Source organism: Rhodopseudomonas sp., from assembly GCF_013377015.1.
Taxonomy (GTDB): Bacteria; Pseudomonadota; Alphaproteobacteria; order Rhizobiales; family Xanthobacteraceae; genus JARJEH01.
Genome location: NZ_JACABA010000007.1, coordinates 81,964 through 105,627 on the forward strand (window position 1 = coordinate 81,964; position 23,664 = coordinate 105,627).

At 64.0% G+C, this 23,664-nt stretch carries 23 protein-coding genes and 1 tRNA gene; 15 read left to right on the plus strand and 9 right to left on the minus strand.

The genetic code is table 11. The features are described 5' to 3' along the window. Window positions 1–35: 35 nt before the first annotated feature. The 6 genes from HXX15_RS21630 to HXX15_RS21655 all read left to right on the plus strand — a co-directional run bounded on the left by HXX15_RS21630 (window position 36) and on the right by HXX15_RS21655 (window position 6,164). On the plus strand, window positions 36–980 hold the full coding sequence (locus HXX15_RS21630; protein ID WP_296518841.1) for an alpha-E domain-containing protein: 945 nt from the start codon (window positions 36–38) through the stop codon (window positions 978–980). Window positions 981–1,016: 36 nt separating this feature from the next. Next, window positions 1,017–1,853, plus strand: coding sequence for a transglutaminase family protein (locus HXX15_RS21635; RefSeq protein WP_296518843.1), 837 nt, complete (start codon window positions 1,017–1,019; stop codon window positions 1,851–1,853). A 167-nt stretch (window positions 1,854–2,020) separates the two neighbouring features. Then, window positions 2,021–2,767: a proteasome-type protease gene (locus HXX15_RS21640; protein ID WP_296518845.1), complete on the plus strand. Its 747-nt coding sequence runs from the start codon at window positions 2,021–2,023 to the stop codon at window positions 2,765–2,767. Between the two features lie 254 nt (window positions 2,768–3,021). Then, window positions 3,022–3,786 (plus strand): SDR family oxidoreductase, encoded by a 765-nt coding sequence (locus tag HXX15_RS21645; RefSeq protein WP_296518846.1) that lies wholly within the window; start codon window positions 3,022–3,024, stop codon window positions 3,784–3,786. Window positions 3,787–4,070: 284 nt separating this feature from the next. Then, window positions 4,071–4,673, plus strand: coding sequence for a thioesterase domain-containing protein (locus HXX15_RS21650; RefSeq protein WP_296518848.1), 603 nt, complete (start codon window positions 4,071–4,073; stop codon window positions 4,671–4,673). Window positions 4,674–4,913: 240 nt separating this feature from the next. Further along, window positions 4,914–6,164 carry a nucleoside transporter C-terminal domain-containing protein gene (locus tag HXX15_RS21655; RefSeq protein WP_296518850.1) on the plus strand — a complete coding sequence of 417 codons (1,251 nt, stop codon included), beginning with the start codon at window positions 4,914–4,916 and terminating at the stop codon, window positions 6,162–6,164. Window positions 6,165–6,177: 13 nt separating this feature from the next. Here the strand turns inward: HXX15_RS21655 and HXX15_RS21660 are convergent, their stop codons facing one another. After that, window positions 6,178–7,728 (minus strand): amidase family protein, encoded by a 1,551-nt coding sequence (locus HXX15_RS21660; RefSeq protein ID WP_296518851.1) that lies wholly within the window; start codon window positions 7,726–7,728, stop codon window positions 6,178–6,180. 401 nt (window positions 7,729–8,129) lie between these two features. Further along, window positions 8,130–8,513 (minus strand): superinfection immunity protein, encoded by a 384-nt coding sequence (locus HXX15_RS21665; RefSeq protein ID WP_296518854.1) that lies wholly within the window; start codon window positions 8,511–8,513, stop codon window positions 8,130–8,132. A gap of 304 nt (window positions 8,514–8,817) precedes the next feature. On the opposite strand from HXX15_RS21665, the gene HXX15_RS21670 reads away from it, so the two are divergent. Then, a complete protein-coding gene (locus tag HXX15_RS21670) occupies window positions 8,818–9,489 on the plus strand; it encodes a helix-turn-helix domain-containing protein (RefSeq protein WP_296518855.1) in 672 nt (223 codons plus the stop codon). 88 nt (window positions 9,490–9,577) lie between these two features. Here the strand turns inward: HXX15_RS21670 and HXX15_RS21675 are convergent, their stop codons facing one another. Both HXX15_RS21675 and HXX15_RS21680 read right to left on the minus strand, forming a co-directional pair. Beyond that, on the minus strand, window positions 9,578–10,168 hold the full coding sequence (locus HXX15_RS21675) for a cupin domain-containing protein (RefSeq protein WP_296518857.1): 591 nt from the start codon (window positions 10,166–10,168) through the stop codon (window positions 9,578–9,580). Between the two features lie 103 nt (window positions 10,169–10,271). Continuing rightward, the gene (locus HXX15_RS21680) at window positions 10,272–10,556 is read right to left on the minus strand and encodes an usg protein (RefSeq protein ID WP_296518858.1); all 285 of its coding nucleotides are present in this window, start codon (window positions 10,554–10,556) and stop codon (window positions 10,272–10,274) included. Window positions 10,557–10,873: 317 nt separating this feature from the next. On the opposite strand from HXX15_RS21680, the gene HXX15_RS21685 reads away from it, so the two are divergent. The 4 genes from HXX15_RS21685 (at window position 10,874) to HXX15_RS21700 (ending at window position 14,233) form a co-directional block, all read left to right on the plus strand. Continuing rightward, window positions 10,874–11,191 (plus strand): co-chaperone GroES, encoded by a 318-nt coding sequence (locus HXX15_RS21685; protein ID WP_296518860.1) that lies wholly within the window; start codon window positions 10,874–10,876, stop codon window positions 11,189–11,191. 105 nt (window positions 11,192–11,296) lie between these two features. Then, entirely contained in the window at window positions 11,297–12,940 is a 1,644-nt protein-coding gene (gene groL / locus HXX15_RS21690) for a chaperonin GroEL (RefSeq protein ID WP_296518862.1), read from the plus strand. 240 nt (window positions 12,941–13,180) lie between these two features. Continuing rightward, entirely contained in the window at window positions 13,181–13,735 is a 555-nt protein-coding gene (locus HXX15_RS21695) for an arsenate reductase ArsC (RefSeq protein WP_296519017.1), read from the plus strand. A 213-nt stretch (window positions 13,736–13,948) separates the two neighbouring features. After that, window positions 13,949–14,233 (plus strand): hypothetical protein, encoded by a 285-nt coding sequence (locus tag HXX15_RS21700; protein WP_296518864.1) that lies wholly within the window; start codon window positions 13,949–13,951, stop codon window positions 14,231–14,233. Between the two features lie 179 nt (window positions 14,234–14,412). Here the strand turns inward: HXX15_RS21700 and HXX15_RS21705 are convergent, their stop codons facing one another. Then, on the minus strand, window positions 14,413–14,730 hold the full coding sequence (locus HXX15_RS21705) for a helix-turn-helix domain-containing protein (RefSeq protein ID WP_296518866.1): 318 nt from the start codon (window positions 14,728–14,730) through the stop codon (window positions 14,413–14,415). Between the two features lie 83 nt (window positions 14,731–14,813). On the opposite strand from HXX15_RS21705, the gene HXX15_RS21710 reads away from it, so the two are divergent. Then, window positions 14,814–15,566: a glucose 1-dehydrogenase gene (locus HXX15_RS21710; protein WP_296518867.1), complete on the plus strand. Its 753-nt coding sequence runs from the start codon at window positions 14,814–14,816 to the stop codon at window positions 15,564–15,566. Between the two features lie 110 nt (window positions 15,567–15,676). Here the strand turns inward: HXX15_RS21710 and HXX15_RS21715 are convergent, their stop codons facing one another. From HXX15_RS21715 to HXX15_RS21725, 3 genes are all read right to left on the minus strand, one after another. After that, window positions 15,677–16,147 carry a DUF2147 domain-containing protein gene (locus HXX15_RS21715; protein WP_296518869.1) on the minus strand — a complete coding sequence of 157 codons (471 nt, stop codon included), beginning with the start codon at window positions 16,145–16,147 and terminating at the stop codon, window positions 15,677–15,679. 772 nt (window positions 16,148–16,919) lie between these two features. Beyond that, window positions 16,920–17,978 (minus strand): phosphotransferase family protein, encoded by a 1,059-nt coding sequence (locus HXX15_RS21720; RefSeq protein WP_296518871.1) that lies wholly within the window; start codon window positions 17,976–17,978, stop codon window positions 16,920–16,922. Between the two features lie 212 nt (window positions 17,979–18,190). Beyond that, a complete protein-coding gene (locus HXX15_RS21725; protein WP_296518874.1) occupies window positions 18,191–19,429 on the minus strand; it encodes an acyl-CoA dehydrogenase family protein in 1,239 nt (412 codons plus the stop codon). A 231-nt stretch (window positions 19,430–19,660) separates the two neighbouring features. On the opposite strand from HXX15_RS21725, the gene HXX15_RS21730 reads away from it, so the two are divergent. Beyond that, entirely contained in the window at window positions 19,661–20,332 is a 672-nt protein-coding gene (locus HXX15_RS21730; RefSeq protein ID WP_296518876.1) for a TetR/AcrR family transcriptional regulator, read from the plus strand. Window positions 20,333–20,451: 119 nt separating this feature from the next. After that, window positions 20,452–21,144, plus strand: a complete 693-nt coding sequence (locus HXX15_RS21735) for a YkgJ family cysteine cluster protein (protein WP_296518879.1) — start codon at window positions 20,452–20,454, stop codon at window positions 21,142–21,144. Between the two features lie 30 nt (window positions 21,145–21,174). Here the strand turns inward: HXX15_RS21735 and HXX15_RS21740 are convergent. Further along, window positions 21,175–21,248: transfer RNA gene (locus HXX15_RS21740), tRNA-Gly, on the minus strand. A gap of 187 nt (window positions 21,249–21,435) precedes the next feature. Here HXX15_RS21740 and glgX point away from each other — a divergent pair. After that, entirely contained in the window at window positions 21,436–23,538 is a 2,103-nt protein-coding gene (gene glgX / locus HXX15_RS21745) for a glycogen debranching protein GlgX (RefSeq protein WP_296518881.1), read from the plus strand. The last annotated feature ends 126 nt before the right edge of the window (window positions 23,539–23,664 follow it).

Consider the following 23,664-nt stretch of genomic DNA (forward strand, 5'->3'; position numbering starts at 1 on the left):
CCTCCCCCGCAAGGGGGGAGGGAGAAAAAGCCGTCATGCTGTCGCGCACCGCTGAAAATCTTTACTGGCTGGCCCGCTATGTCGAACGCGCCGAATATCTGGCGCGCACCATCGAGGCGACGCTGCGCGTCACCGCGCTGCCGAACGCCTACACCGGCCAGGGCAATGAATGGGATTCGGCGCTGCTGACCGCCGGCGTCAGCGCTAGCTTCTATGGCCTCTACGACGAGGCCACCGAAGCCAGCGTGGTCGAGTATCTATCGTTCTCGCCCGCCAACCCGTCGTCGATCCGCAACTGCATCGAAAATGCCCGGCTGAATTCGCGCTCGGTGCGCACCGCGCTGACCAGCGAGATGTGGGACACCATCAACGGCGCCTGGATCGATCTGCAGGAGATCTGGGGCAAGGGCGCCAAGACCCGCGAGGAGCTGACGAAATTTCTGCGCTTCGTGCAGGAGATCTCGCTGCGGTTCGACGGCTCGGCCTACCGCACCATGCTGCGCAACGACGCCTACTGGTTCTCACGGCTCGGGCTGCATCTGGAACGCGCCGACAACACCGCGCGGATTCTCGACGTCAAGTATCACGTGCTGCTGCCGGAGGAGGAACATGTCGGCGGCCCGCTGGATTACTATCAGTGGACCTCGATCCTGCGCTCGGTGTCGGCGCTGACCGCCTATCACTGGGTCTATCGCGAGACGCTGAAGCCGTGGCTGATCGCCGATCTGCTGATCCTCAACGACACGCTGCCGCGTTCGCTGGCGTCGTGTTACGGCAATCTGGTGCGCAACCTCGACCAGATCGGCGTCGCCTACGGCCGCCAGGGCGCGGCGCAGCGCCATGCCAGAGGCGTCCGCAACCGACTCGAGCACAGCCACATGGACGACATCTTCCAGCGTGGCGTGCACGAATTCATCCAGGAATTCATCGCGGACAACGGCCGGCTCGGCGAAATTATCGCCAAGCAGTATTTGATCTGAGCTAGTCTGCCGCACCTCAACCGGATTGCTGACGCCATGCGCCTGCGAATTGCCCATACGACGACCTATCGCTATGAGCCGCCCGCCACCGGCGTGATCCAGGTGTTGCGGATGACCCCCGGCAGTCACGACGGCCAGTACGTCGCCGAATGGCAGATCGACGTCTCCACCGACACCAAGCTCGACATGCACCACGACGCGTTCGGCAACGTCACCCACGTGCTGACCATCGGCCCGACCACCGACCTCACCATCAGCGCCGAGGGCCTGATCGAAACCCACGACACCGGCGGCATCCTGAAGGGCACCGAGGAGCGGTTTCCGCCGGGATTCTTCCTGCGCTCGACGCCGCTGACCGAGGTCAATTCGGCGATGGCTACGTTCGCCCGCGAACTGCGCTCGGAATCCGAGGATGACGTGCTGGGCTTCCTGCACGCGCTGATGATGCAGCTCAACGAACACATGACCTTCGACGGCGACCCGACCAATTCCGGCACCTCGGCGGCGGAGGCGTTCGCGCTGCGCCGCGGCGTGTGCCAGGACTACGCTCATATCTTCATCGCCTGCGCGCGCTCCGGCGGCGTGCCGGCCCGCTTCGTCGCCGGGCATTTCCTGCGCGCCGACGGCATGGTGCATCAGCAGGCCGGCCATGCCTGGGCCGAGGCCCATGTCCCGGTGCTGGGCTGGATCGGCTTCGATCCGGCCAATGCGATCTGCACCACCGACGCCCATGCGAGGGTCGCCATCGGACTCGATTATCTCGGCGCCGCGCCGGTGCGCGGCACCCGCTACGGCGGCGGCACCGAAACGCTGTCGGTCACCGTCAAGGTCGATCAGGCGGGACGGCAGGTCCAGTGGCAAGGCGAGTCATAAGCCTGACCACGAGGCCAGCCAAAGGCTTGGCTGCGACGCGCGGCCGGCTGAAGCGACCTTTGGGGGCTGGACGCCTGCGCCGAATTGGCTAGTGTCCCGCTGCCGCCGACCCTGCTCCGTCTCGGCGCCAATGCTCCCCTTTCAAGCGACGCGTTTCGAGGACGAAGATGACCTATTGCTGCGGAGTTCTGGTGCGTGACGGTCTGGTGATGATCGCCGACACCCGAACCAATGCCGGGCTGGACAACGTCTCGACCTTCCGCAAACTGCACGTCTTCAGCAAGCCCGGCGAGCGGATCATGGCGGTGGCCAGCGCCGGCAATCTGGCGATCAGCCAGTCGGTGCTGTCGACGCTGATCGAAGGCCTGCAAGACCCGACCAGCGGCGAGATCGAAACCCTGATGAATGCGCCGACGATGTTTCAGGCGGCGCAGCGGATCGGGCGTGCCATCCGCCACGTCAACGCCACCGAGGCCGAGGCGTTGAAGGCCGAGGACATCAATTTCGAGGTCTCGTTCCTGTTCGGCGGCCAGATCAAGGGCGGCCGGATGCGGCTGTTCATGATCTATCCTGCCGGCAATTTCATCGAATGTACCACCGACACGCCCTATCTGCAGATCGGCGAGCACAAATACGGCAAGCCGGTGCTCGACCGCGCGATGCATTACGAGGTCGAATTGTACGAGGCGCTGAAGACCAGCCTGATCTCGATGGATTCGACGATGCGCTCGAATCTCGGCGTCGGCCTGCCGATCGACGTGCTGGTGGTGCGCACCGACGTCTGCGACGCTGATCTCAATCACCGGATCGAGGCCGGCGAGCCGTATTTCCACGATCTGCGCTCGCGCTGGTCGGCGGCGCTGCGCCAGGCCCACGCCAACATCCCGCGCCCGCCGTACAAGAAGGAAGACTAACGAGGCATGAGGTAGAGTTCGTCATTCCGGGGCGCGCGCAGCGGAAGCTGCGAGCGAACCCGGAATCTCGCGGCAAGTGCCTTCCCTCCTCCAAGCATCCTCTCCGATGCGTGTGCGCGGCAAGATTCCGGGTTCGCTCGTCCTGCGGACTCGCGCCCCGGAATGACGGCGCGGCTTGTTGAAGCGCGTGGCAGCCATTACGATCGCGCGAAGCAAAACGTCCCAAGAGCAAGAAACATCAGGGAGAGAACACCATGGCCAACGCCACCAGCAAGATCGCAATCGTCACCGGCGCCGGCACCGGGGTCGGCCGCGCCGCGTCGCTGGCGCTGATGCAGGCCGGCTTCACCGTGGTGCTGGCCGGCCGCCGGCTGGCGATGCTGCAGGAAACGCAAAAACTCGGCGAAGCCATCGGCAACAGCCTGCCGGTCACCGCCGACATGGCCGACCCGGCCTCGATCGCGGCGCTGTTCGCCACCACAGTGGAGAAATTCGGCCGGCTCGATCTGTTGTTCAACAATGCCGGGATGGGCGCGCCGCCGCTGCCGTTCGAGGATCTGTCGCTGGCGCAGTGGCAGGCGGTGGTCGACACCAACCTCACCGCGCCGTTCTTGTGCACCCAGCACGCATTCCGGATCATGCGCGACCAGACCCCGCGCGGCGGCCGCATCATCAACAACGGCTCGATCTCGGCGCATGCGCCGCGGCCGTTCTCCGCCGCCTACACCTCGACCAAGCACGCCATCAGCGGGCTGACCAAGGCGAGCAATCTCGACGGCCGCGCCTATGACATCGCGGTCGGCCAGATCGACATCGGCAACGCCGCCACGCCGATGACCGACCGCATGGTCAACGGCCCCGGCGTATTGCAGCCGGACGGCAGCTCGAAACAGGAGCCGCGGATGGACGCCAAGGCGGTCGGCGACGCGGTCGCCTACATGGCCGCTCTGCCGCTCGACGCCAACGTGCTGTTCATGACCGTGATGGCGACCAAGATGCCGTTCGTCGGGCGGGGCTGATCCGCACCGCGCACTGCGTGCCGGGCGAGCCTATGTGGCTATCGATAGACTTTTGACGCCCTTGTTCTCGTCGGCAAAGATCACGTAGTACAAGCGGTAGGCCTATGCGATCCCCGATGATTTTCCTGACGAAATCGTCGGTGTGCTCTTTTGCCCATCCCGCATCGCATCTGTTTCGAAGCGCAGCGGCAAGCCTCGGCCAATCATGCCGCGGACGTGGCTTGACTTCGCGGTCGGGGCTATTTTACTCGCGCCATCCCGATATTTGCCGGACTGTTTGCAGCATGACACGCTCTTTGACCCAGTGCCTCGCAATCTTGCTTTGCATCGCTTTCGCTCCGCCGGTGACTGCGCAGTCGGTCGTCGCGCAAACCAGTTCGCGCGAAAAGGTCTATTTGTTGCGGGGATTTATGAATGTCTTTTCCCCCGGCCTGGATCAGTTCGCCGACGAGCTACGGCAGCGGAATATCGAGGCAACGGTGGCCAACAATTCGGAAGCGGCCGCGCTTGCCGCGAGCGCCATCCAGGACTGTAACAGCGGGCGGGTGAGTTCGATTGTGATCATCGGTCATTCGGCGGGCGCGCGCGCGGCGTTGGACATGGCCGAACGGCTGCGGCAGGCCGGAATCCGCGTCGCGCTGGTGGTAACCCTCGACCCCGTGGTTACCTTGGCCGCCCCCGGCAATGTCCGACGTCTGGAGAATTTCTATCTCTCGAATGGCTGGGGAAAGCCCGTGCAGCGCGACGCGCGTTTTCGCGGATCGCTGCAGAACGCCGATCTCAAGGGCGATCCCGAACTCGGGCACGTTTCCTTGACGACGTCGCCGGTCATTCATCAACGGGTCTTGAGATCCGTCGCCGCCGCAGCGGGCAACCGTTGCCGCTGATGGGTCCAGCGGCGCGGCGAAGCCGCCGTGCGCCGCCCCGCCCCCCCGGTCGCCGCTATTGAAGACTTGCTGGCTGCTCCCCGCGGAGGGCCGCGTGGCGATGCGAGCGCGTCCTGGGTGGCTTGCCATCGCAAGACGTTCGCGCTGCGCCGGCGCACAGAATGCCCGAGACGATGCACCCAAAACCGGCTTGCCTGCGGCGGCCTCGTATCATACTCGTCCTCCGGCCTCGGGGGACTCATGCTTCGACTGCAATCTGCGTTCGGCGTGTTCGCGCTCCTGATGCTCGCCTGGGCGTTCGGGGAAAATCGTAGCCATGTCTCGGTGAAGCAGGCCGCGATCGGGCTCGGCATCACGTTGTTGACCGCGGTGCTGCTGATTAAGCTGCCGGTGGTGGCGCATGCGTTCGGCGCCATCAACGACGCCGTCGGGGTGATTTCCGCCGCCTCGCGCGCCGGCACCAGCTTCGTGTTCGGCTATCTCGGCGGCGCCGCGCTGCCGTTCGATCCGAAGGCGCCGGGCGCGGATTTCATTCTCGCGTTCCAGGCGCTGCCGATCGTGCTGGTGATGAGCGTGCTGACCACGCTGCTGTTCCACTGGAAGATCCTGCCACCGGTGGTGCACGGCATGGCGTGGCTGCTGGAGCGCACGCTCGGCGTCGGCGGCGCGGTTGGTCTCTCCACCGCCGCCAATGTCTTTCTCGGCATGGTTGAAGCGCCGTTGTTCATCCGGCCGTATCTGGGACAGCTGACCCGCAGCGAATTGTTCCTGGTGATGACCGGCGGCATGGCCGGGATCGCCGGCACCGTGCTGGTGCTGTACGCAACGCTGCTGGCGCCGGTGTTGCCCGATGCCGCCGCGCATTTTGTGATCGCCTCGGTGCTCGGCGCGCCGACGGCGATCCTGGTGAGTTTGATCATGGTGCCGGAGACCGAGCCGCGACGCACCGGCGGCGCGCTCGACGATCCCGGAACGATCGCCACCAGCAGCATGGACGCGGTGGTCAAGGGCACCAGTGCCGGGCTTGAGCTGCTGCTCAACATCATCGCGATGCTGATCGTGCTGGTGGCGCTGGTCTATCTCGCCAACGCGGCGCTCGGCCTGCTGCCCGATCTGCGCGGCGCGCCAATCTCGCTGCAGCGGATGCTGGGCATCGCGATGGCGCCGGTGTGCTGGATGTTGGGGCTGCCGTGGGATCAGGCGGTCACCGCCGGATCGCTGATGGGGATCAAGACCGTGCTGAACGAATTGATCGCCTATGTCGAACTGTCGAAGCTGCCCGCCGACGCGCTCGATCCGCGCTCCAAGTTGATCATGCTCTATGCGATGTGCGGCTTCGCCAATTTCGGCAGCCTCGGCATCATGATCGGCGGCCTCGCCAGCATGGCGCCGCAGCGCCGCGAGGAGATCGCGGCGCTCGGGCTGAAATCGATCGTGTCCGGAACGCTGACGACCTGCCTGATGGGCGCGATGGTCGGGGCAATAACGTAAGTCCGATCGCTCCTTAGCCCATCTGCGCCCACAATTGGCGCACCAGCATGCCCGCGCGCTTCTCGATCGCCGCCGCGGCATCGAGCGCGAGATCCTCGCGGTAGCGCCCGGCGATCAGCTGCACGCCGATCGGCTTGCCGTCGTGCAGTGCGACCGGAACGACGGCGCCCGGCAGACCCAGCACATTGATCGCGGAAATGAAGCGCAGGTCGTTCCAGAAGATTTCACGCACGCGTTCTGCGCTGATGGTGTCTTCGCGCGGGCCGGGCGTCGGCCTCACCGTGGTCGGCGCCAGCACCACCGGATAATCCTCGAAGAACATTTGCCAGGCGCGGATATGGCCGTTGCGCGCAGCGGTGGCGCGCATCCAGCCCTGCATGTCGAGCACGTTGGCCTTGGCCTTCATGCCGTTCCAGGCGGTGTGGAAATCCGCGGAGGTCACCGCCAGCATCCCGGCTTCCTGCATCACCACGACCTCATTGGTGATGATGTCGCACCAGTTCTGCCAGACGCCATTGATATCGGGGACCTCGACCTCGCTGACGCGATAGCCGCCGCGCTCGAGATGATCGGCGGCCTGCCGCAGCGCCGCGCGCACCGAGGGATCGACGTCCATGTCGGCGGGCAGTTTCGCCAGCGCGACCTTGATCGGCCGCTTCGGCTGCGGCCCGACCAGCGGCGCCGGCACCCACCACGGATCGCGCGGATCGCGCTGGCTCATCACTTCGAGCGCCAGCCGGACATCGCCGACGCTGCGCGCCAGCGGCCCCTGCCCGGACATCAGATGCGACAGCATCGGCCGCTCGGCCGCGGCGCTCTCATTATAGGCTGGGATGCGGCCCTGCGTCGGCTTGATGGTGGCAACGCCGTTGCAATGGGCCGGCCAGCGCAGCGAGCCGCCAATGTCGTTGCCATGAGCGATCGCGCCGATGCCAGCCGCCACCGCGGCGCCGGCGCCGCCCGACGAGCCGCCGCAGGTGATGTCGGGACTCCACGGGTTCAGCGTCAGCCCGTGCAGCGGGTTGTCGGTGAAGCCGCGGAACGAGAATTCAGGCGTATTGGTCAGGCCGATGACAATCGCGCCGGCGTTTTTCAGATTGCGCACCACCGGCGCATCCGAGGGCGCGATGATCCGCATTTGCGCCGGGACGCCGTTGGGGTTGGGCAGGCCTTCGAAGTCGACGTTTTCCTTGATGGTGATCGGCACGCCGTGCAGCGCGCCGAGGCCGGCCTTTCCGGGCTTCGCCCTGTCGGCGGCCTTCGCCGCCTTGAGCGCCTGATCCGACAGGTCGACGACGACCGCGTTGAGCTTCGGATTGACCGCACGCATGCGCTCGAGATGAGCACCGACAACCTCGACCGAGGAAACCACGCCGGAGCGAATCGCCGCCGCCGTGTCCACTGCCGACCACTGCCAGATCGGTCCCCTCGGCGGCTGTTGCTTGGCGGGCTGCCGCGGTTCGGGCTTGCGGGCCGCGCTGACGCGGCCGGCCATCGATGCCTTTTTCTTTGACGCCGGTTTGTTGGCGACGGTCTTCTTCTTGATCACGGTCTTCTTGGTCACATCACACCTCTCATGGCCGGCGGCGCACGGTATGCGCGCCGAGCCATAGTGTCGAGGTGGATAACGATCTCGCGTTCCGCGCGTCTATTTCCGACCCTCAACCGGCAGCTCGACCGGGATATGTGGCGAGGTACTGATCACCCTCGGGCTTCCGTTCGGGTAGGACTGGCGCTGGGTGTGAATCACCGATTCCAGGACCAGCAGAAATTTTTCGGCGAGCATGGCAGCCATCCGTTGCTTGGTGGTTCGAGAGCGCCAGACTGCCAAGTCACCATTTCCGGCCGCCTTCGCCGTTCCTGGAAAATGACTTCGTCGATTGCATCAATTGTTTCGTCGCGCCGACCTGCGCGAAACCGAAACGCACCGCGTCGCGGCCAGACGCGGCGCGCTCCCGCAGAACCTCATGCCGCGGCCGGCAGCTTCCCGGTCGCGCCTTCCTTGTCGCCGAAGATGGCGGAGAACAGGCAGTAGACCCAGGCGATACCGGTGAACCCCAACAGCAGATTGCAAAAATACAGCAGCCACCGATGCTTTACATTGCGAACAAACGCGATCGCGATCGGACTGAAGTAAACCACGACGGCAACCAGATACATCAACCAGACCGTCATCGAGGCGCTTGGGTCGTACGGCATCGATTGTACTTGATAAGTGAACATTGTCCCTCCTTGCTTTGTGAGATGGGCTTCGCCACTCCCTCTTGGACTCGGTGCGCCGAACAGCTCGCCGAGTTGAAGAATCTTGTTGTTCGGTGGAATGTGCTTGTTCGGCGAACATCCAAACATTGTTCGCGATCAATTGCTGCGGCGCACGATGCTGCGGCATTTCAGCGCGCAATCGCGGACCGGAAGTTTAGTGCATGGCTGGATCGTCGGACCAGCAGCGCGGATCGCTCTGCAAATTGCTACCAGCTCGCGTAGCAGCTCGATCACGACGGCTTCCTACTTTGCTAACTGAAAATAGTCAGACGCCGACGTCGGCAATTTTGATCTGGCTCACAGCGGCGATCCGATTTCTCGTTAGTATGAAAACAAGCGTCGACGCCGTCACGCAAGCACCCCGATCCATTGCAATCAGGATTGAAACCGAATGCTCCAAAAGAGCGTTGCGCATTTACCGCTGAGCGCGATCGAGCGCGACCGGCTGGATTCACTGGCTGAGGAATTGATTTGCCGGAACAATGAGGTGATTTTCACCGAGCGCGACAACGCCCGCTATGTCTACTTTCTGTCGAGCGGCCTGGTCCGTCGTCACCGGACACTTCGAGACGGCCGACGCCACATTGTCGGCTTTGCGCTTCCGGGCGACTTTCTGGTTGCGCCGCAGAGCAATCACAAGTCGTTCGCGGCAGACGCCATCGGCGAGGTCGCCGTCAAGCGGTTTGCACGATCCCGCTTCTTCGAATTCGCGCAACTCTCGCCGCCGCTGATGAAGCTGATCCTGGATTTCACGCTCGCCGAGCTGCAATTGGCCCAGGACAAGCTTGTGCTGCTGCGGCGCCGGACGCCGGAGGAGAGACTGCTGGCGTTTCTGCTGATGTGGCAGCGCAAGCTCGCGCGCTGGGCGCCGGATACGACGGATATCATCCTGCCGATGAAGCGGCATGATATCGCAGACTATATCGGCACGACATTCGAGACCGTGAGCCGGATCTTCACCCGGCTTCAGCAGGAACAACTCATCATCGTGATGCCGCAACGGGTCCGGCTGGTCGATCCGACGCGCGCCGCAACCTTGGTCGGCTTCGCACATTTGCGATGACGTCGACCGGGCGACGAAGCGTTGGACTAACGTCCCGGCGCCTGCAACGGCGCGGCGATGAGTCCGCCGCGACGCCGTCCGTGCCCGCTCACTTCGCCGCGGTCAGTTCCACCGTCTCGAATTCCGCCGGCAGGATCACTTCCAGCAATTCGCAATTGTCGGAGTAATCGTTGATCTTGTGCCGGATCCGCGGCGGCTGGGTCCAGCAGCTGCCTTCGCGCATCAGGATCTCGCCGTGGCCTTCGAGATCGGCCTTCACCCAGCCGCTCAGCACATAGACCATCTGGAATTCGACGTCGTGGAAATGCAGCTTGGAGACTTCGGCCGGGTTACACGGCCCGATCAGCCGGATCACATGGGCCTGGGCCAGGCCGTGGCTGGCGCGGGCGATGCCGAGATCGCGATATTGCGCATAGGCGCGCAACCCGTTGGCGACGAAATCATCCTCGCGCAGATGGCTGATGGCGACGCGCTGCTTCGGCCGCGCCTTGGTTGCTGATGGGGCGGCGGGCTTGGATGCGGGTTTGGCGGGAGGCTTCGCGGGCGGCATGGCCTTCGACCTGACCGCCGACTTGGTGACCAGTTTCGCCATCGATTTGGCCGCTGGCTTGTCCGGTCGCCCGGGCGCTGCGGTCTTCTTGTTCGTCCCGGAACGTGCGGAAGTACGTGCGGTAGCCATGATAACCTCCCCATCGCGGGGCGCATTCGTTTGCCCGAATGCTGCGCCGCGTGGAAAGGTTAGCTGCAGTTGATGACAACGGCAATTAGTAAGCGCACCCGGCTCAGTGCAACCTGAACACCCCGTCGATGGCGCGGAGCTCGGCCGGCTTGATCAGCTTGGAATGCGCCACGGTGACCGCGACCAGCGGGCCTTCCAGCTGCTTTTCCCAGAAGGCGAGGAAATCCTTCAACGCCGGAAAGTTCGGGAACAGGTCGTAGTTCTGCCAGACATAGCTTTGCAGCAGCCAGTGCCGGTCCGGGCGGCGGTACAGAATCTCCGCCGTTGTCAGTCCGTAGCCCAGGACCTGCTTGCGAAAGTCACTGGAAACCTCGACCCGAGAGCTCATGCCAACCTCCATGCTTGCATGAAAATTCTGACGCACGACTGCCCACCATCACAAGCTTAAATGTTTAACGATATGTTGAAAAATTCAGCGTTAGCAGCGACTTAGCGCTAGTGCTAATACCTGGTCCGGGAGCCGCCGCGGCGTTAACGCTGCCGGTCAAATCTGGCAGCCGCCCTATTTGAGTGCCAATTTTTCTGCTATCAGGGCTTGTTCCCATCACAACTCTGGCTTATCTCCACACCGTCGCCCTGGCACTCGCCGGATGCGACTGCCAATTTCCGAAATTCAAATATCTTCAGAAACTTAGGAGGACTTGCATGAAATTCCGTCCGCTTCACGACCGCGTTGTAGTCAAGCGCATCGACGCCGAAGAGAAGAGTGCTGGCGGTATCATCATCCCCGACAGCGCCAAGGAAAAGCCCTCGCAGGGCGAAATCACCGCTGTCGGCCCGGGCGGCCGCGACGAAGCCGGCAAGCTGATCCCGATCGACCTCAAGGTCGGCGACCGCGTGCTGTTCGGCAAGTGGTCCGGCACCGAGGTCAAGCTCGATGGTCAGGAACTGCTGATCATGAAGGAAAGCGACATCATGGGCGTCCTCACCGACCTGCCCACCGCCAAGAAGAAGGCGGCGTAAGCCCCGCTCGCCCGCCTTGGGCGAGCATCGTCTCCGTCTCATCCCGGCTGCGGCCCCGTGCGGGCGCGCAAGGATGAGGACCAACACCAACATAGGGAAACTCATATGTCAGCTAAAGATGTGAAATTCGGCGTCGATGCCCGCGACCGCATGCTGCGCGGCGTCGAAATCCTCGCCAACGCCGTCAAGGTCACGCTCGGCCCCAAGGGCCGCAACGTCGTGCTCGACAAGTCGTTCGGCGCGCCCCGCATCACCAAGGACGGCGTCACCGTCGCCAAGGAGATCGAGCTCGAGGACAAGTTCGAGAACATGGGCGCCCAGATGGTGCGCGAAGTGGCCTCGAAGTCGGCCGACGCGGCCGGCGACGGCACCACCACCGCGACCGTTTTGGCCGCCGCGATCGTCCGTGAAGGCGCCAAGTCGGTTGCCGCCGGCATGAACCCGATGGATCTGAAGCGCGGCATCGACCTGGCTGTGGAAGCCGTGGTCGCCGACCTCGTCAAGAACTCCAAGAAGGTCACGTCGAACGAAGAGATCGCGCAGGTCGGCACCATCTCGGCCAACGGCGACAGCGAAATCGGCAAGTTCCTCGCCGACGCGATGAAGAAGGTCGGCAACGAGGGTGTCATCACCGTCGAGGAAGCCAAGTCGCTCGAGACCGAACTCGACGTCGTCGAAGGCATGCAGTTCGACCGCGGCTACATCTCGCCCTACTTCGTCACCAACGCCGACAAGATGCGCGTCGAGTTCGACGATGCCTACATCCTGATCAACGAGAAGAAGCTCTCCAACCTGAACGAACTGCTGCCGCTGTTGGAGGCCGTCGTGCAGACCGGCAAGCCGCTCGTGATCGTCGCTGAAGACGTCGAAGGCGAGGCGCTTGCTACCCTCGTCGTCAACCGTCTGCGTGGCGGCCTCAAGGTTGCCGCCGTCAAGGCGCCGGGCTTCGGCGATCGCCGCAAGGCCATGCTGCAGGACATCGCGATCCTGACCGGCGGCCAGGCGATCTCGGAAGATCTCGGCATCAAGATGGAGAACGTGACGCTCGCCATGCTCGGTCGCGCCAAGAAGGTGATGATCGACAAGGAGAACACCACGATCGTCAACGGCGCCGGCAAGAAGGCCGACATCGAAGCCCGCGTCAACCAGATCAAGGCGCAGATCGAAGAGACCACTTCGGACTACGACCGTGAGAAGCTGCAGGAGCGTCTCGCCAAGCTGGCCGGCGGCGTTGCCGTCATCCGCGTCGGCGGCGCGACCGAAGTCGAAGTCAAGGAGCGCAAGGATCGCGTTGATGACGCGATGCATGCGACCCGTGCGGCGGTTGAAGAAGGCATCGTGCCGGGCGGCGGCGTCGCCCTGCTGCGCGCCTCCGAGCAGCTCAAGCGCATCAAGACCGCGAACGACGACCAGAAGACCGGCGTCGAAATCGTCCGCAAGGCACTGTCCTGGCCCGCGCGCCAGATCGCCATCAACGCAGGCGAAGACGGCTCCGTGATCGTCGGCAAGGTTTTGGAGAAGGACCAATATAATTACGGGTTCGACTCGCAGACCGGCGAATACGGCGACATGGTCAAGAAGGGCATCATCGACCCGACCAAGGTCGTCCGCGCGGCGATCCAGAACGCGGCCTCGGTCGCGGCTCTCTTGATCACCACCGAAGCCATGATCGCCGAACTGCCGAAGAAGAACCAGGGCGGCGGCGGTATGCCCCCCGGCGGCGGTGGCATGGGCGGCATGGATTTCTGATCCGGCCAATCATTCGCGCAGTTGAAGTATCAAATGCAAAACCCCGGCGGAAACGCCGGGGTTTTTGTTTCTCAAGGTGGCGTGGCCGGCAAGCGGTTCGGTCTTGTCCGTCGCGAGGTTTGATCCGAACGGCCACCCGCGATGATCGCTATCCAATTGACTGCTTTGGCGTATGTTGCCTACGCGGCGCGCTCGCCGGCCTCGTGATTCTACGTGAAGTCGATCTCCAGGGATCTTCAGTTGACGCATCGCCCCTACAACGTCCTGTTCCTCTGCACCGGCAATTCGGCGCGTTCGATCATCGCCGAGGCGATCCTGAACACGGTCGGCGCGGGGAATTACCGCGCCTACAGCGCAGGCAGTCATCCCAAGGGGCATGTCCACATCGAAGCGTTGCGATTGTTGAAAGCCCAAGGTTACAACATTTTGGGTCTTCGCTCGAAATCATGGGCCGAGTTCATCGCGCCCGGCGCGCCGGTGTTGGATTTTGTGTTCACGGTCTGCGACAATGCGGGGGCAGAAGTCTGCCCGATCTGGCCGGGTCAGCCGATGACCACGCATTGGGGCATTCCAGACCCCGCCGAAGCCACCGGCTCGCCAGCCGAAATTGCACTGGCGTTCAACGATGCCTACCGGTTCTTGTATCAGCGCATTGGCGCCTTCACCGCGCTGCCGCTCGGTGCGCTCGATCAGTTCGCGCTTGGCGAAAATCTGAGGGCAATCGGATTGCTGGAAGGCGCGACGGCAGCTCGTAGCAAGCGTAGCCCGGATGAGCGCAGCGATCTCCGGGAATAGCAAGCAAGCTTAGCCCGGATAAGCGTCGCGCAATCCGGAGCTCGGAGCTTCACCTCTTCTCCCCGTCCGGGCCGAGAAGTCCCAGCCGCGGTTGAAATTTCTGGACGTCTTGAAATTTGCTGCAGTGCGACATATAGAGACTGAAAATCATTCGCAGTCGCGAAAGGGGCTTGGCATGAACAGGTTCAATGGGATCGATCGAGGAATGTCGGCATGAGCGTCTTGATTCAGAGCCTCTACGCCGTCCCGGTCGTCGGCTGGCTGGCCAAGGACGCCATCCAGGGGCATCCTGATGCGAAGTACTATTTTGCCTTCAATGCAGCGGCCATTTTTGCGGCGCTGATTTACGCATTTGGCTATCCGTTCCTGATTACCGTCGCGGTTGCCGCGGCCGGTTGCGCGCTGGCGTCGCTGGTCATCCTGACGTCGTTCGATGCGTTCGGCCGAGCCCCCACCGAAACCGCCAAGGCACCCCGGGCCACGCGCAAGGCCTATTGAAGCGCAACCGCGCGGCGAGCGCGGATCGGCGCAGCCGCCCGCCTTCCCGCGCTCGCTGACCAACCCCTGGCACCAACCGCTACCGCGTGATCCGCGCTCAATACTGGTAGACCGCCAGTTCCTGCCGTAGGGCTGATCGGCGAAGCGCAATATGCTCGCCATTGATTGCGCCCTGCGTCCTACCCCTCCTCGGCGTGCTTCAGGATCGCCTTCAGCAGTCCAGGGAACCGGGCATTGAGATCGGCCTCGCGCACCGTGTTCTGGTGCTCGACGCCCTTCTTGGTGGTGCGGATCAGGCCGGCCTCGCGCAGCACGCGGAAATGATTCGACAGCGTCGATTTGGCCATGTCGGGACACGGCGCCGCGGCCGTGCAGGACATGCAGTCCGCCTGCCCCAGCAACGACTTGACGATGCGCAGCCGCATCGGATCGGACAGCGCAGCAAGCACGCCAGCCAGCGTGATGTCCTGACTTGCGGGATGAACGAACTGAGCCATGAGTAAAATATAGGCCGTCCCTTGACTTCGTTCAATAGTCCCATACTTCCGAACTATTGAATATGGAAACAGGGATCGCAATCATGACCAAGACACTGCAAGGCAAGGTGGCGCTGGTGACCGGCGCATCAAAGGGCATCGGCGCCGAAATCGCGCTGCAACTGGCGGCGCAAGGCGCGGCGGTGGCCGTCAACTATTCCTCCAGCAAGCAGGGCGCCGACGCCGTCGTCACAAAAATCGTCGCCAACGGCGGCAAGGCCGTTGCCGTGCACGGCAATCTCGCCGATCCGGCCGGCGCGGAAGCCGTCGTTGCCGAGACGGTGAAAGTGCTGGGGCCGATCGACGTGCTGGTCAACAATGCCGGCGTCTATGAATTCGCGCCGCTCGACGGCATCACGCCGGAGCACTTCCACCGGCATTTCGACCTGAACGTGCTGGGGCTGCTGCTGGTCTCGCAGGAAGCGGCGCGGCATTTCAGCGCCGACGGCGGCAGCATCATCAACATCTCGTCCGGCGTGTCGACGATCGCGCCGCCGAATTCCGCGGTCTACACCGCCACCAAGGCCTCGGTGGATGCGATCACGGCGGTGCTGGCGAAGGAACTGGCGCCGCGCAAGATCCGCGTCAACGCCGTCAATCCCGGCATGATCGTCACCGAAGGCGTGGTGTCGGCCGGCTTCGATAATGGCGAGATGCGCAATTGGATTGAAGCGGCGACGCCGATGGGCCGGGTCGGCAAGGCCGGGGAGATCGCGTCGGTCGTCGCCTTCCTCGCCTCTGAAGGCGCGTCCTACGTCACCGGCGAGACGCTGCACGTCACCGGCGGATTCCGGTAAGTTCGGCGCGCACGGATCGTTGTCGCACAGCATCATTCCGGGCCGCGCGCGAAGAAGCGCACGCCCCGGAATGATGGGCTCACGAGATCAAATTCGAATGTCAACGCGCGCTAATGCGCTGGTGCCGCTCCCGCCGCCGCGACCTCGATCCCCGAAATCTTCTTCCAGGTCTCCGAGCCGCAAAACATCAGCACGCAGCCTTCGACCTTGAGCGCCTTGGCGCCGACCAGCGAGACCGTGCTGGCGTAGGTCTTGCCGTCGTCGGCGTTGTAGATCCGGCCGCTCCATTTGCCGTCGGCGGGTTTCATGCCGACGAACAGATTGAGCCCGAGTACCGGGCGGCGCGCTTTCGCCGGGTCCGGGTTCTTGTCGTCGACGACCGGGCGGCCGGTAGCGGGGTCGAGCGGCTGCTTCAGCCAGACGATGGTGGCGCACAGCGCGTTACCGCACGGCGCGACCTGCACCTTGGCGTCGCCGGCCTGCGTGAGCCAGACCCCACTCGGGTCGGAGTCGGCGTTTGCCGCGGCGGTGAACGCCGCCAGCGCAATCAAACCCGCCGCGATTTTTCCGGTGATCCTCATGATACACACTCGCTCGTTGGCCCCGACGTCACGATGGCCCGGCATGGTTAATGTTTGGTGTGTGGCGGCGGCGGTGGCCCGGATACAGCCAAGCGCAATACGGCTGCAGGCTTTCCGCGGGAAAATATTGGTCACCTGCTTATCCCCGGTGCTGCGCCCTCGCTTATGATGCATCCGTCCCGCCCCATTGAGAGGGGCGTTTCGCGATCGTCACGATCCGCGGGGCGGGATGCGGTGGACGCGGCAGCGTCAGGCGCGGAGGCTGATCGGGAGGGTGGGCTCCTTGTACAAAGGGTCCATGACCTGACCAGGCAAAACGCTGACGACGGAGCTGGCGCGTACGGCCCAAGGCGTGTGGTCCCGATGCCGCGCGTGGCATCAACCCGAGGAGTCCCCCTTTCAAATCCGGAAGGGAAGAGCTTATCGGGGACGGCGACGAAAAACCGTGTCGTCCGCCGGGGAGAGCACGAGACAAGCCGTAACACCATCGCGTGCGGAACGCCGGATGATTCCGGTGTGACCGTGGTGACTATGCTCGTGTGCTTTTGACTTTCGCACACGAGGCCGCGGGTGCATCGGGCACCCGGCGTTCCGCGCGCCCTCTTCAAGGAGAGGGCTGGACGTTCACCGCAAACCCCGGGCGCAGCGCGTCGCGGGATTGCGAACGTGTATCCGGAAATCAGTGGCTGTTTGACAATCGAATCTGAAGTCGCCCGCGGCGCCCTCTTCACCTCTCCCCGCAAGCAGGGCGAGGTGAAGACGGCAAGCCCGCTTACTTCGCGCCGGCCTTTTGCGCATAGGCCCAGGAGGCCTGCGCCAGCGGCACGGTGCGGGCGGCGGATTCCTTGGCCTTGTCGGAGGCGGCGGTGCCGTCGCGGACTCTTCCTGCGATGCCCTGGGTGATGCCGGCGAGCCGGAAGGTGTTGTAGGCGAAGTACCAGTTCAGGTCCGGCACTGTGGCGAGCCCGGTGGCCTTGCAGTAGATCGCCGCGGCCTGCTCCATGGTCGGAATGTTCAGCGCCTTGAAGTCGGCGGTGTCGAGGCCGGGCATGGTCCACTGCATCAACAGATAGGTGAAGTCGGCCATCGGATCGCCGAGCGTCGACAGCTCCCAGTCCAGCACGGCCTGCACCCGCGGCTCGGTGGCGTGGAAGATCATGTTGTCGAGCCGGTAGTCGCCATGCACGACCGAGACCCGCTCCTGCACCGGCAGCGTGCTCGGCAGCCACTCCATCAATCGGTCCATTTCGGGAATCGACTGGGTTTCGGAGGCCTTGTACTGTTTGGTCCAGCGATCGACCTGGCGGGCGAAGTAATTTCCCGGCTTGCCGAAATCGCCGAGCCCGATCGCCTCGGGATCGTAGCTGTGCAATTTCGCCAGCGTTTCGATCTTGCTGGTGAAGATCGCCCAGCGCGCCTCCGGCGGCTGGCTCGGCAGCGTCGGGTCCCAGAACACCCGGCCCTCTTCCATCGACATGATGTAGAACGCCGCGCCGATGACGGCGTCGTCCATGCACAGCGCGTAGGCCTTCGCGACCGGAAAACCCTGCTTGCCAAGCGCCGCGATCACCTTGAATTCGCGGTCGACCGCATGCGCCGACGGCAGCAATTTGCCGAACGGCTTTCGCCGCATCACATAGGAGCGGCCCGGGGTGGTCAGCCGGTAGGTCGGATTGGACTGGCCGCCCTTGAACTGCGCAACCTCGAGCGGACCCTTGAAACCCTCGACATGGTCCTGCATCCAGGCTGCGAGCCGCGCCTCATCGACGCGATGGCGCTCCTCGACCGGCTTGGTGCCGGTGTAGTCTTCGTCTTTCCTGAAACCGACCAACTTGGCGCTCCCTCAATCTCTCAGTGGCGATCCGCCGCTTCACCTCTCCCCGCTTGCGGGGAGAGGTCGACCGGCGAAGCGCAGCGAAGCCGGTCGGGTGAGGGGGCGCCTCGACCAGGCGCGACGCCCCCTCACCCCACCCCTCTCCCCGCGAGCGGGGCGAGGGAGCACGCTGCCTTTGCGGCGGCGTGCTCGCTCCAAATCGAACCGGCCTAGTGCTTGGCCGGCGCGTTGGCGTATTTGCGCATCTCCAGTCGGGCGATGGCGCGGTTATGCACCTCGTCCGGACCGTCCGCCAGCCGCATCGTGCGCATCGACGCATAGTCGCGCGCGAGGCCCGCGTCGTCGGAGACGCCAGCGGCGCCATAGGCCTGGATCGCCTGATCGATGATCTTGAGCGCCATGTTGGGCGCCGCGACCTTGATCATCGCGATCTCCAGCTGCGCGGTCTTGTTGCCGACCTTGTCCATCATGTCGGCCGCCTTCAGGCACAGCAGCCGGTTCATCTCGATGTCGGTGCGGGCCTCGGCGATGCGCTGCTCCCAGATCGAATATTCGATGATCTTCTTGCCGAACGCGGTGCGCGACGACAACCGGCGCACCATCTTCTCCAGCGCCTCTTCGGCCTTGCCGATGGTGCGCATGCAGTGATGGATGCGGCCCGGGCCGAGCCGGCCCTGCGCGATCTCGAATCCCCTGCCCTCGCCGAGCAGGATGTTGCCGGCTGGAACGCGGACGTTCTCCAGCAGCACCTGGGCGTGGCCGTGCGGCGCGTCGTCGAAGCCGAATACCGGCAGCATCTTTTCAATCGTGACGCCCTTGGCGTCGGCCGGCACCACGATCTGCGACTGCGCCTGATGCTTCGGCGCCGACGGATCGGTCTTGCCCATCACGATCATCACCTTGCAGCGCGGATCGCCCATGCCGGACGACCACCATTTGCGGCCGTTGATGACGTATTCGTCGCCGTCGCGGACGATCGAGGTCTCGATATTGGTGGCGTCGGAGGACGCCACCGCCGGCTCGGTCATCAGGAAGGCGGAGCGGATCTCGCCGTCCATCAGCGGCCGCAGATATTTCCGCTTCAGGTCCTTGGAGGCGTAGCGCATGAACACCTCCATGTTGCCGGTGTCGGGCGCCGAGCAGTTGAACACTTCCGAGGCCCAGCCGATGTGGCCCATCTGTTCGGCCAGCGGCGCGTATTCCAGATTGGTCAGGCCGGCGCCGCGGAATTCGTCGTCCTCGTGCGCGGACGGCGGCATGAACATGTTCCACAGACCCTCGGCGCGCGCCTTCTTCTTCAGCTCCTCGACCACCGGGATCACCTTCCAGCGCGGACCTTCCTCGTCCTGCTGACGGTAGACCGGCACGGCGGGACGCACGTGCTTGTCCATGAACGACGAGACGCGGTCGAGCCACTCGCGCTGGCGATCAGACATCGTGAAATCCATTGGGCGTTCCTCGCTTTTGTTCGGAAAATCTTTGGCGGCACTGTCTCCCCGGCCACCGTCGTCCGCAAGACAAATTTGGTTGCGGCGCATGGCGCGCGAGCTGCGACGACGGTTGCAACGGCGGTTCGCCGCGGTCGTCGATGCGGCAGGCGCATTGACATCCGCGACGATAAAACGATAGTTTCATACAAGCGTTTGAATTGCAAGTTTCCCCTAATTCCACGGCGCGGCATGTCCACGGATTCGACACGGACGGCGATCCTGAACGCGGCCGAGCGGCTCTATGCCGAGCGCGGCTTCGGCGACGTGACGCTGCGCGACATCGTCGCCGAGGCCGGGGTCAACCTCGCCGCGGTGAACTATCATTTCGGCAGCAAGGACGAGTTGATCGCCGAATTGTTCGTCAGCCGCAGCCTCGCCACCAACCGCGAACGACTGAACGAATTGAAGGCCGCGGAATCCGCGGGCGGCGGCCGCGCGCCGATCGACGCAGTGCTGCGCGCGCTGGTCGGCCCGACGCTGCGCGGCTGCCTCGGCCCCGACAAGCAGCGCTCCGACGCCGCGCGCTTCATGATCCGCGCCTCGATCGAGGCGGTTGCCCCGATCCGCAAGATCAAGAACCGCGAGATCGACCATCTGCGCCGCTTCGCCGCGGCGATGCGGCGCTCGCTGCCCGGCCTGCCCGACGTCGAGATCTATTGGGGCCTGCACTTCGCGCTGGCGATGGCGCACCAGACGATTCGCGACAGCGAACGGCTGGAGCGGCTGTCGGACGGAAAATGCGACCTTGATGATGTCGATGGCATGATTGAGCGCATCGTCGCGGTGTCGGTGCTGGCGCTGGGGGGAAACGCAGCCACCGACGCGGGCGACACTAAGCCTGCGGCGCGGCGCGGGCGCTGAGCGTCACGGCGCCGGTCGGCGAAACTGGTCGGGCAAAGCACCGTCGTGCCGGCCTATCCGATTCTGCGTGACGACTCTGCGGTCCAGGACTATGCCGGGATCGGATCGGGAATCATCGCATGCTACGGCAGCAAGCCATCGATGAGGTGTCGGCCGATATCGCCGAAGTTGGCACGCTGATGCGCGCGCTGTCCGGACGCTATGAAGGGATTTTCAGCAATCTCCACATGGCGCTGGCCGCGACGCTCGCGCGATCAGGTAGCATGGCCGATGCCGCCCGCGACGCAGCTGCGATCGCCGACGCCGCCGCTGCCGCGCTTCATGCCAGCCTCCCGCAGCAACCCGTCTATGCCTGCGGCAGCGGCTGCAATGCCTGCTGCCATCTCTACGTGAAGCTGCCACCGGGCGTCGCGGCGGCGATTGCCCAGGACATCGAAACCCGGTTCACATCCGCCGAGCGCGACGCGCTGCAGGGCAGACTACTGGCGGCGGCCGCCGCGACCAACGCCGCTCCGAACCCCGCCGCGTTGCGCCTGCGCTGCCCGCTGCTCGGCGACGACGACCGCTGCTCGGTCTATCAGGCGCGGCCGCCGTCTTGCCGCGCCTTCACCTCGACCTCGGTGGCGCGCTGCCGCCAGGTCGTGTTCGACGCCGGGTCGCCGGACATCGCGGTGGAGCAGAATCCGGCGCATTTCCGCGTCTATCGCGAAGCCACCTTCGCGCTCGAACAGGCCGCGCGCGCCCGCGGCCTGCCGGATCAGCAGATCGGACTGGCGCAAGCCCTGCTCGACGCCATGACGCCGGCCGGGTGACCTGATTCATATTCGTGATTGTGGGGTGGCTGGAGCGGGTGAAGGGAATCGAACCCTCGTATTCAGCTTGGAAGGCTGCTGCTCTACCATTGAGCTACACCCGCGAACCGCCGATGACCTAACACGGCGGGCCAGCCGCCTCAACCCAAGATGCGGCCGCCGCCGGCCGCATCTACGGCCGCGTCGCCCTGCGTTTTCAGCGGGTTGGGGCAGTGCTGTCATTCCGGAACCTAAACTCGCCCGGTAAGTTGGAACCGCTCCGGAATCGGCAAGCCAGAATTGGGGGATCCATTGAGTGATGACAATATCCGGGAAGGGCTGCCCTTCCCGCTCGGAGCCAGCTGGGACGGCCAGGGCACCAATTTCGCGCTGTTTTCCGCTCATGCCACCAAGGTCGAGGTCTGCCTGTTCGACGGCGACCGCGAGCGCCGGATCGAATTGCCGGAATATACCGACGAGGTGTTCCACGGTTACATCCCGGATGTCGGCCCCGGCACCTTCTATGGCTACCGCGTGCATGGTCCCTACGAGCCCGAGCACGGCCACCGCTTCAATCCGAACAAGCTGCTGCTCGATCCCTACGCCCGCGCCCATGCCGGCGAACTGACCTGGGATCCCGCCGTGTTCGGCTACAAGATGGAATCCGGTGACGACACCACCTTCGACGAGCGCGACAGCGCGCCGTTCGTGCCGAAATGCGTGGTGGTCGATCCGGATTACGATTGGAAGGGCGAGCCCGGCCGCAAGAACATCCCGTGGGACCAGTCCGTGATTTACGAGACTCACGTCAAGGGCTTCACCAAATGCCATCCCGACGTGCCGGAGCATCTGCGCGGCACCTATGCGGGATTCGGTAGCCAGTCGGTGGTGGATTACATCGCCGCCCTCGGCGTCACCGCGGTGGAGCTGCTGCCGATCCACACCTTCGTCAATGACGACTTTCTGCTCGACAGGAAGCTGACCAATTATTGGGGCTACAACACCATCGGCTTCTTCGCGCCCGACCCGCGCTACGCCCATGATGTCCCCAACAGCCTGCGTGAATTCAAGGAGATGGTAGCGCGGCTGCACAGCCACGGGCTCGAGGTGATCCTCGACGTGGTCTACAACCACACCGCCGAAGGCAACGAGCTCGGCCCGACGCTGTCGTTCAAGGGTATCGACAACGCCAGCTACTACCGGCTGCCCGAGAACAAGCGCCACTACATCAACGACACCGGCACCGGCAACACCGTCAACCTGTCGCATCCGCGCGTCATCCAGATGGTCAATGACAGCCTGCGCTATTGGGCCGGAGAGATGCATATTGACGGTTTTCGCTTCGATCTCGGCACCATCCTGGCGCGCGAGGTCTACGGCTTCGACGAGCAGAGCGGTTTTCTGAAATCGGTCGATCAGGACCCGCTGCTGACTTCCGTCAAGCTGATCGCGGAGCCGTGGGATTGCGGCCCCGGCGGCTACCAGGTCGGCGGCTTTCCGCCGGGCTGGGCGGAATGGAACGACAAATACCGCGACACCCTGCGCGACTATTGGCGCGGCGAAGCCGACGTGGCGGCGTTGGCGCCGCGACTCTCGGGCTCCGCGGATTTGTTCAACCATCAGGGCCGCCGCGCCTGGGCCAGCGTCAATTTCGTCACCGCGCATGACGGCTTCACCCTAAACGACTGGGCGAGCTACAACGACAAGCACAACGAGGCCAATGGCGAGGACAACAAGGACGGCAGTTCGTCGAACCGCTCATGGAATTGCGGCGCCGAAGGACCGAGCGACGACAAGGCGATCCGCACCCTGCGTGAACGGCAGAAGCGCAACATGCTGGCGACGCTGCTGCTGTCGCAGGGCACGCCAATGCTGCTGGCCGGCGACGAATTCGGCCGCACCCAGCACGGCAACAACAACGCCTATTGCCAGGACAGCGAGATCTCCTGGGTCGACTGGGGTTTTTCCGACGACGCCCGCGACCTGCTGAAGTTCACGCAGCGTTTGACCGACCTGCGACGCAGCTATCCGACGCTGCGCCGCAGCCGCTTTCTCACCGGCATTCACGATCCCGTTCTCGACGTCTGCGACGTGATCTGGATCAACGCCAATGGCGAGCCGATGCAGGAGGAGCATTGGCAGGACACTGCGATGCGATGCTTCGGCATGCTGCTCGACGGTCGCGCCCAAAAAACCGGCATCCGCAAACACGCCGAGGACGACACCGTGCTGCTAGTGCTGAACGGTTTCGACGGCCTGGTCGACTTCACGCTGCCGGAGGTTCCGCACGGCTCGACATGGTCGCTGCTGCTCGACACCAACATTCCCGATGGCGCCCCCGGCGAGCAATTTGCGTGCGGATCGATGTATCAGGTCACGGCGCGATCGCTGCTGCTGTTCGGACTAACAGAATGATCCACAGGCACTGCCCTTAATTGCGGCAGCCGTAGCTACAATTGTTGCAGCGGCAACTTCACCAAATCTGGAACAAGCTGAACCTCTCGCGATTATTTCCCGACAAATCCGATTGTCGGAATAACG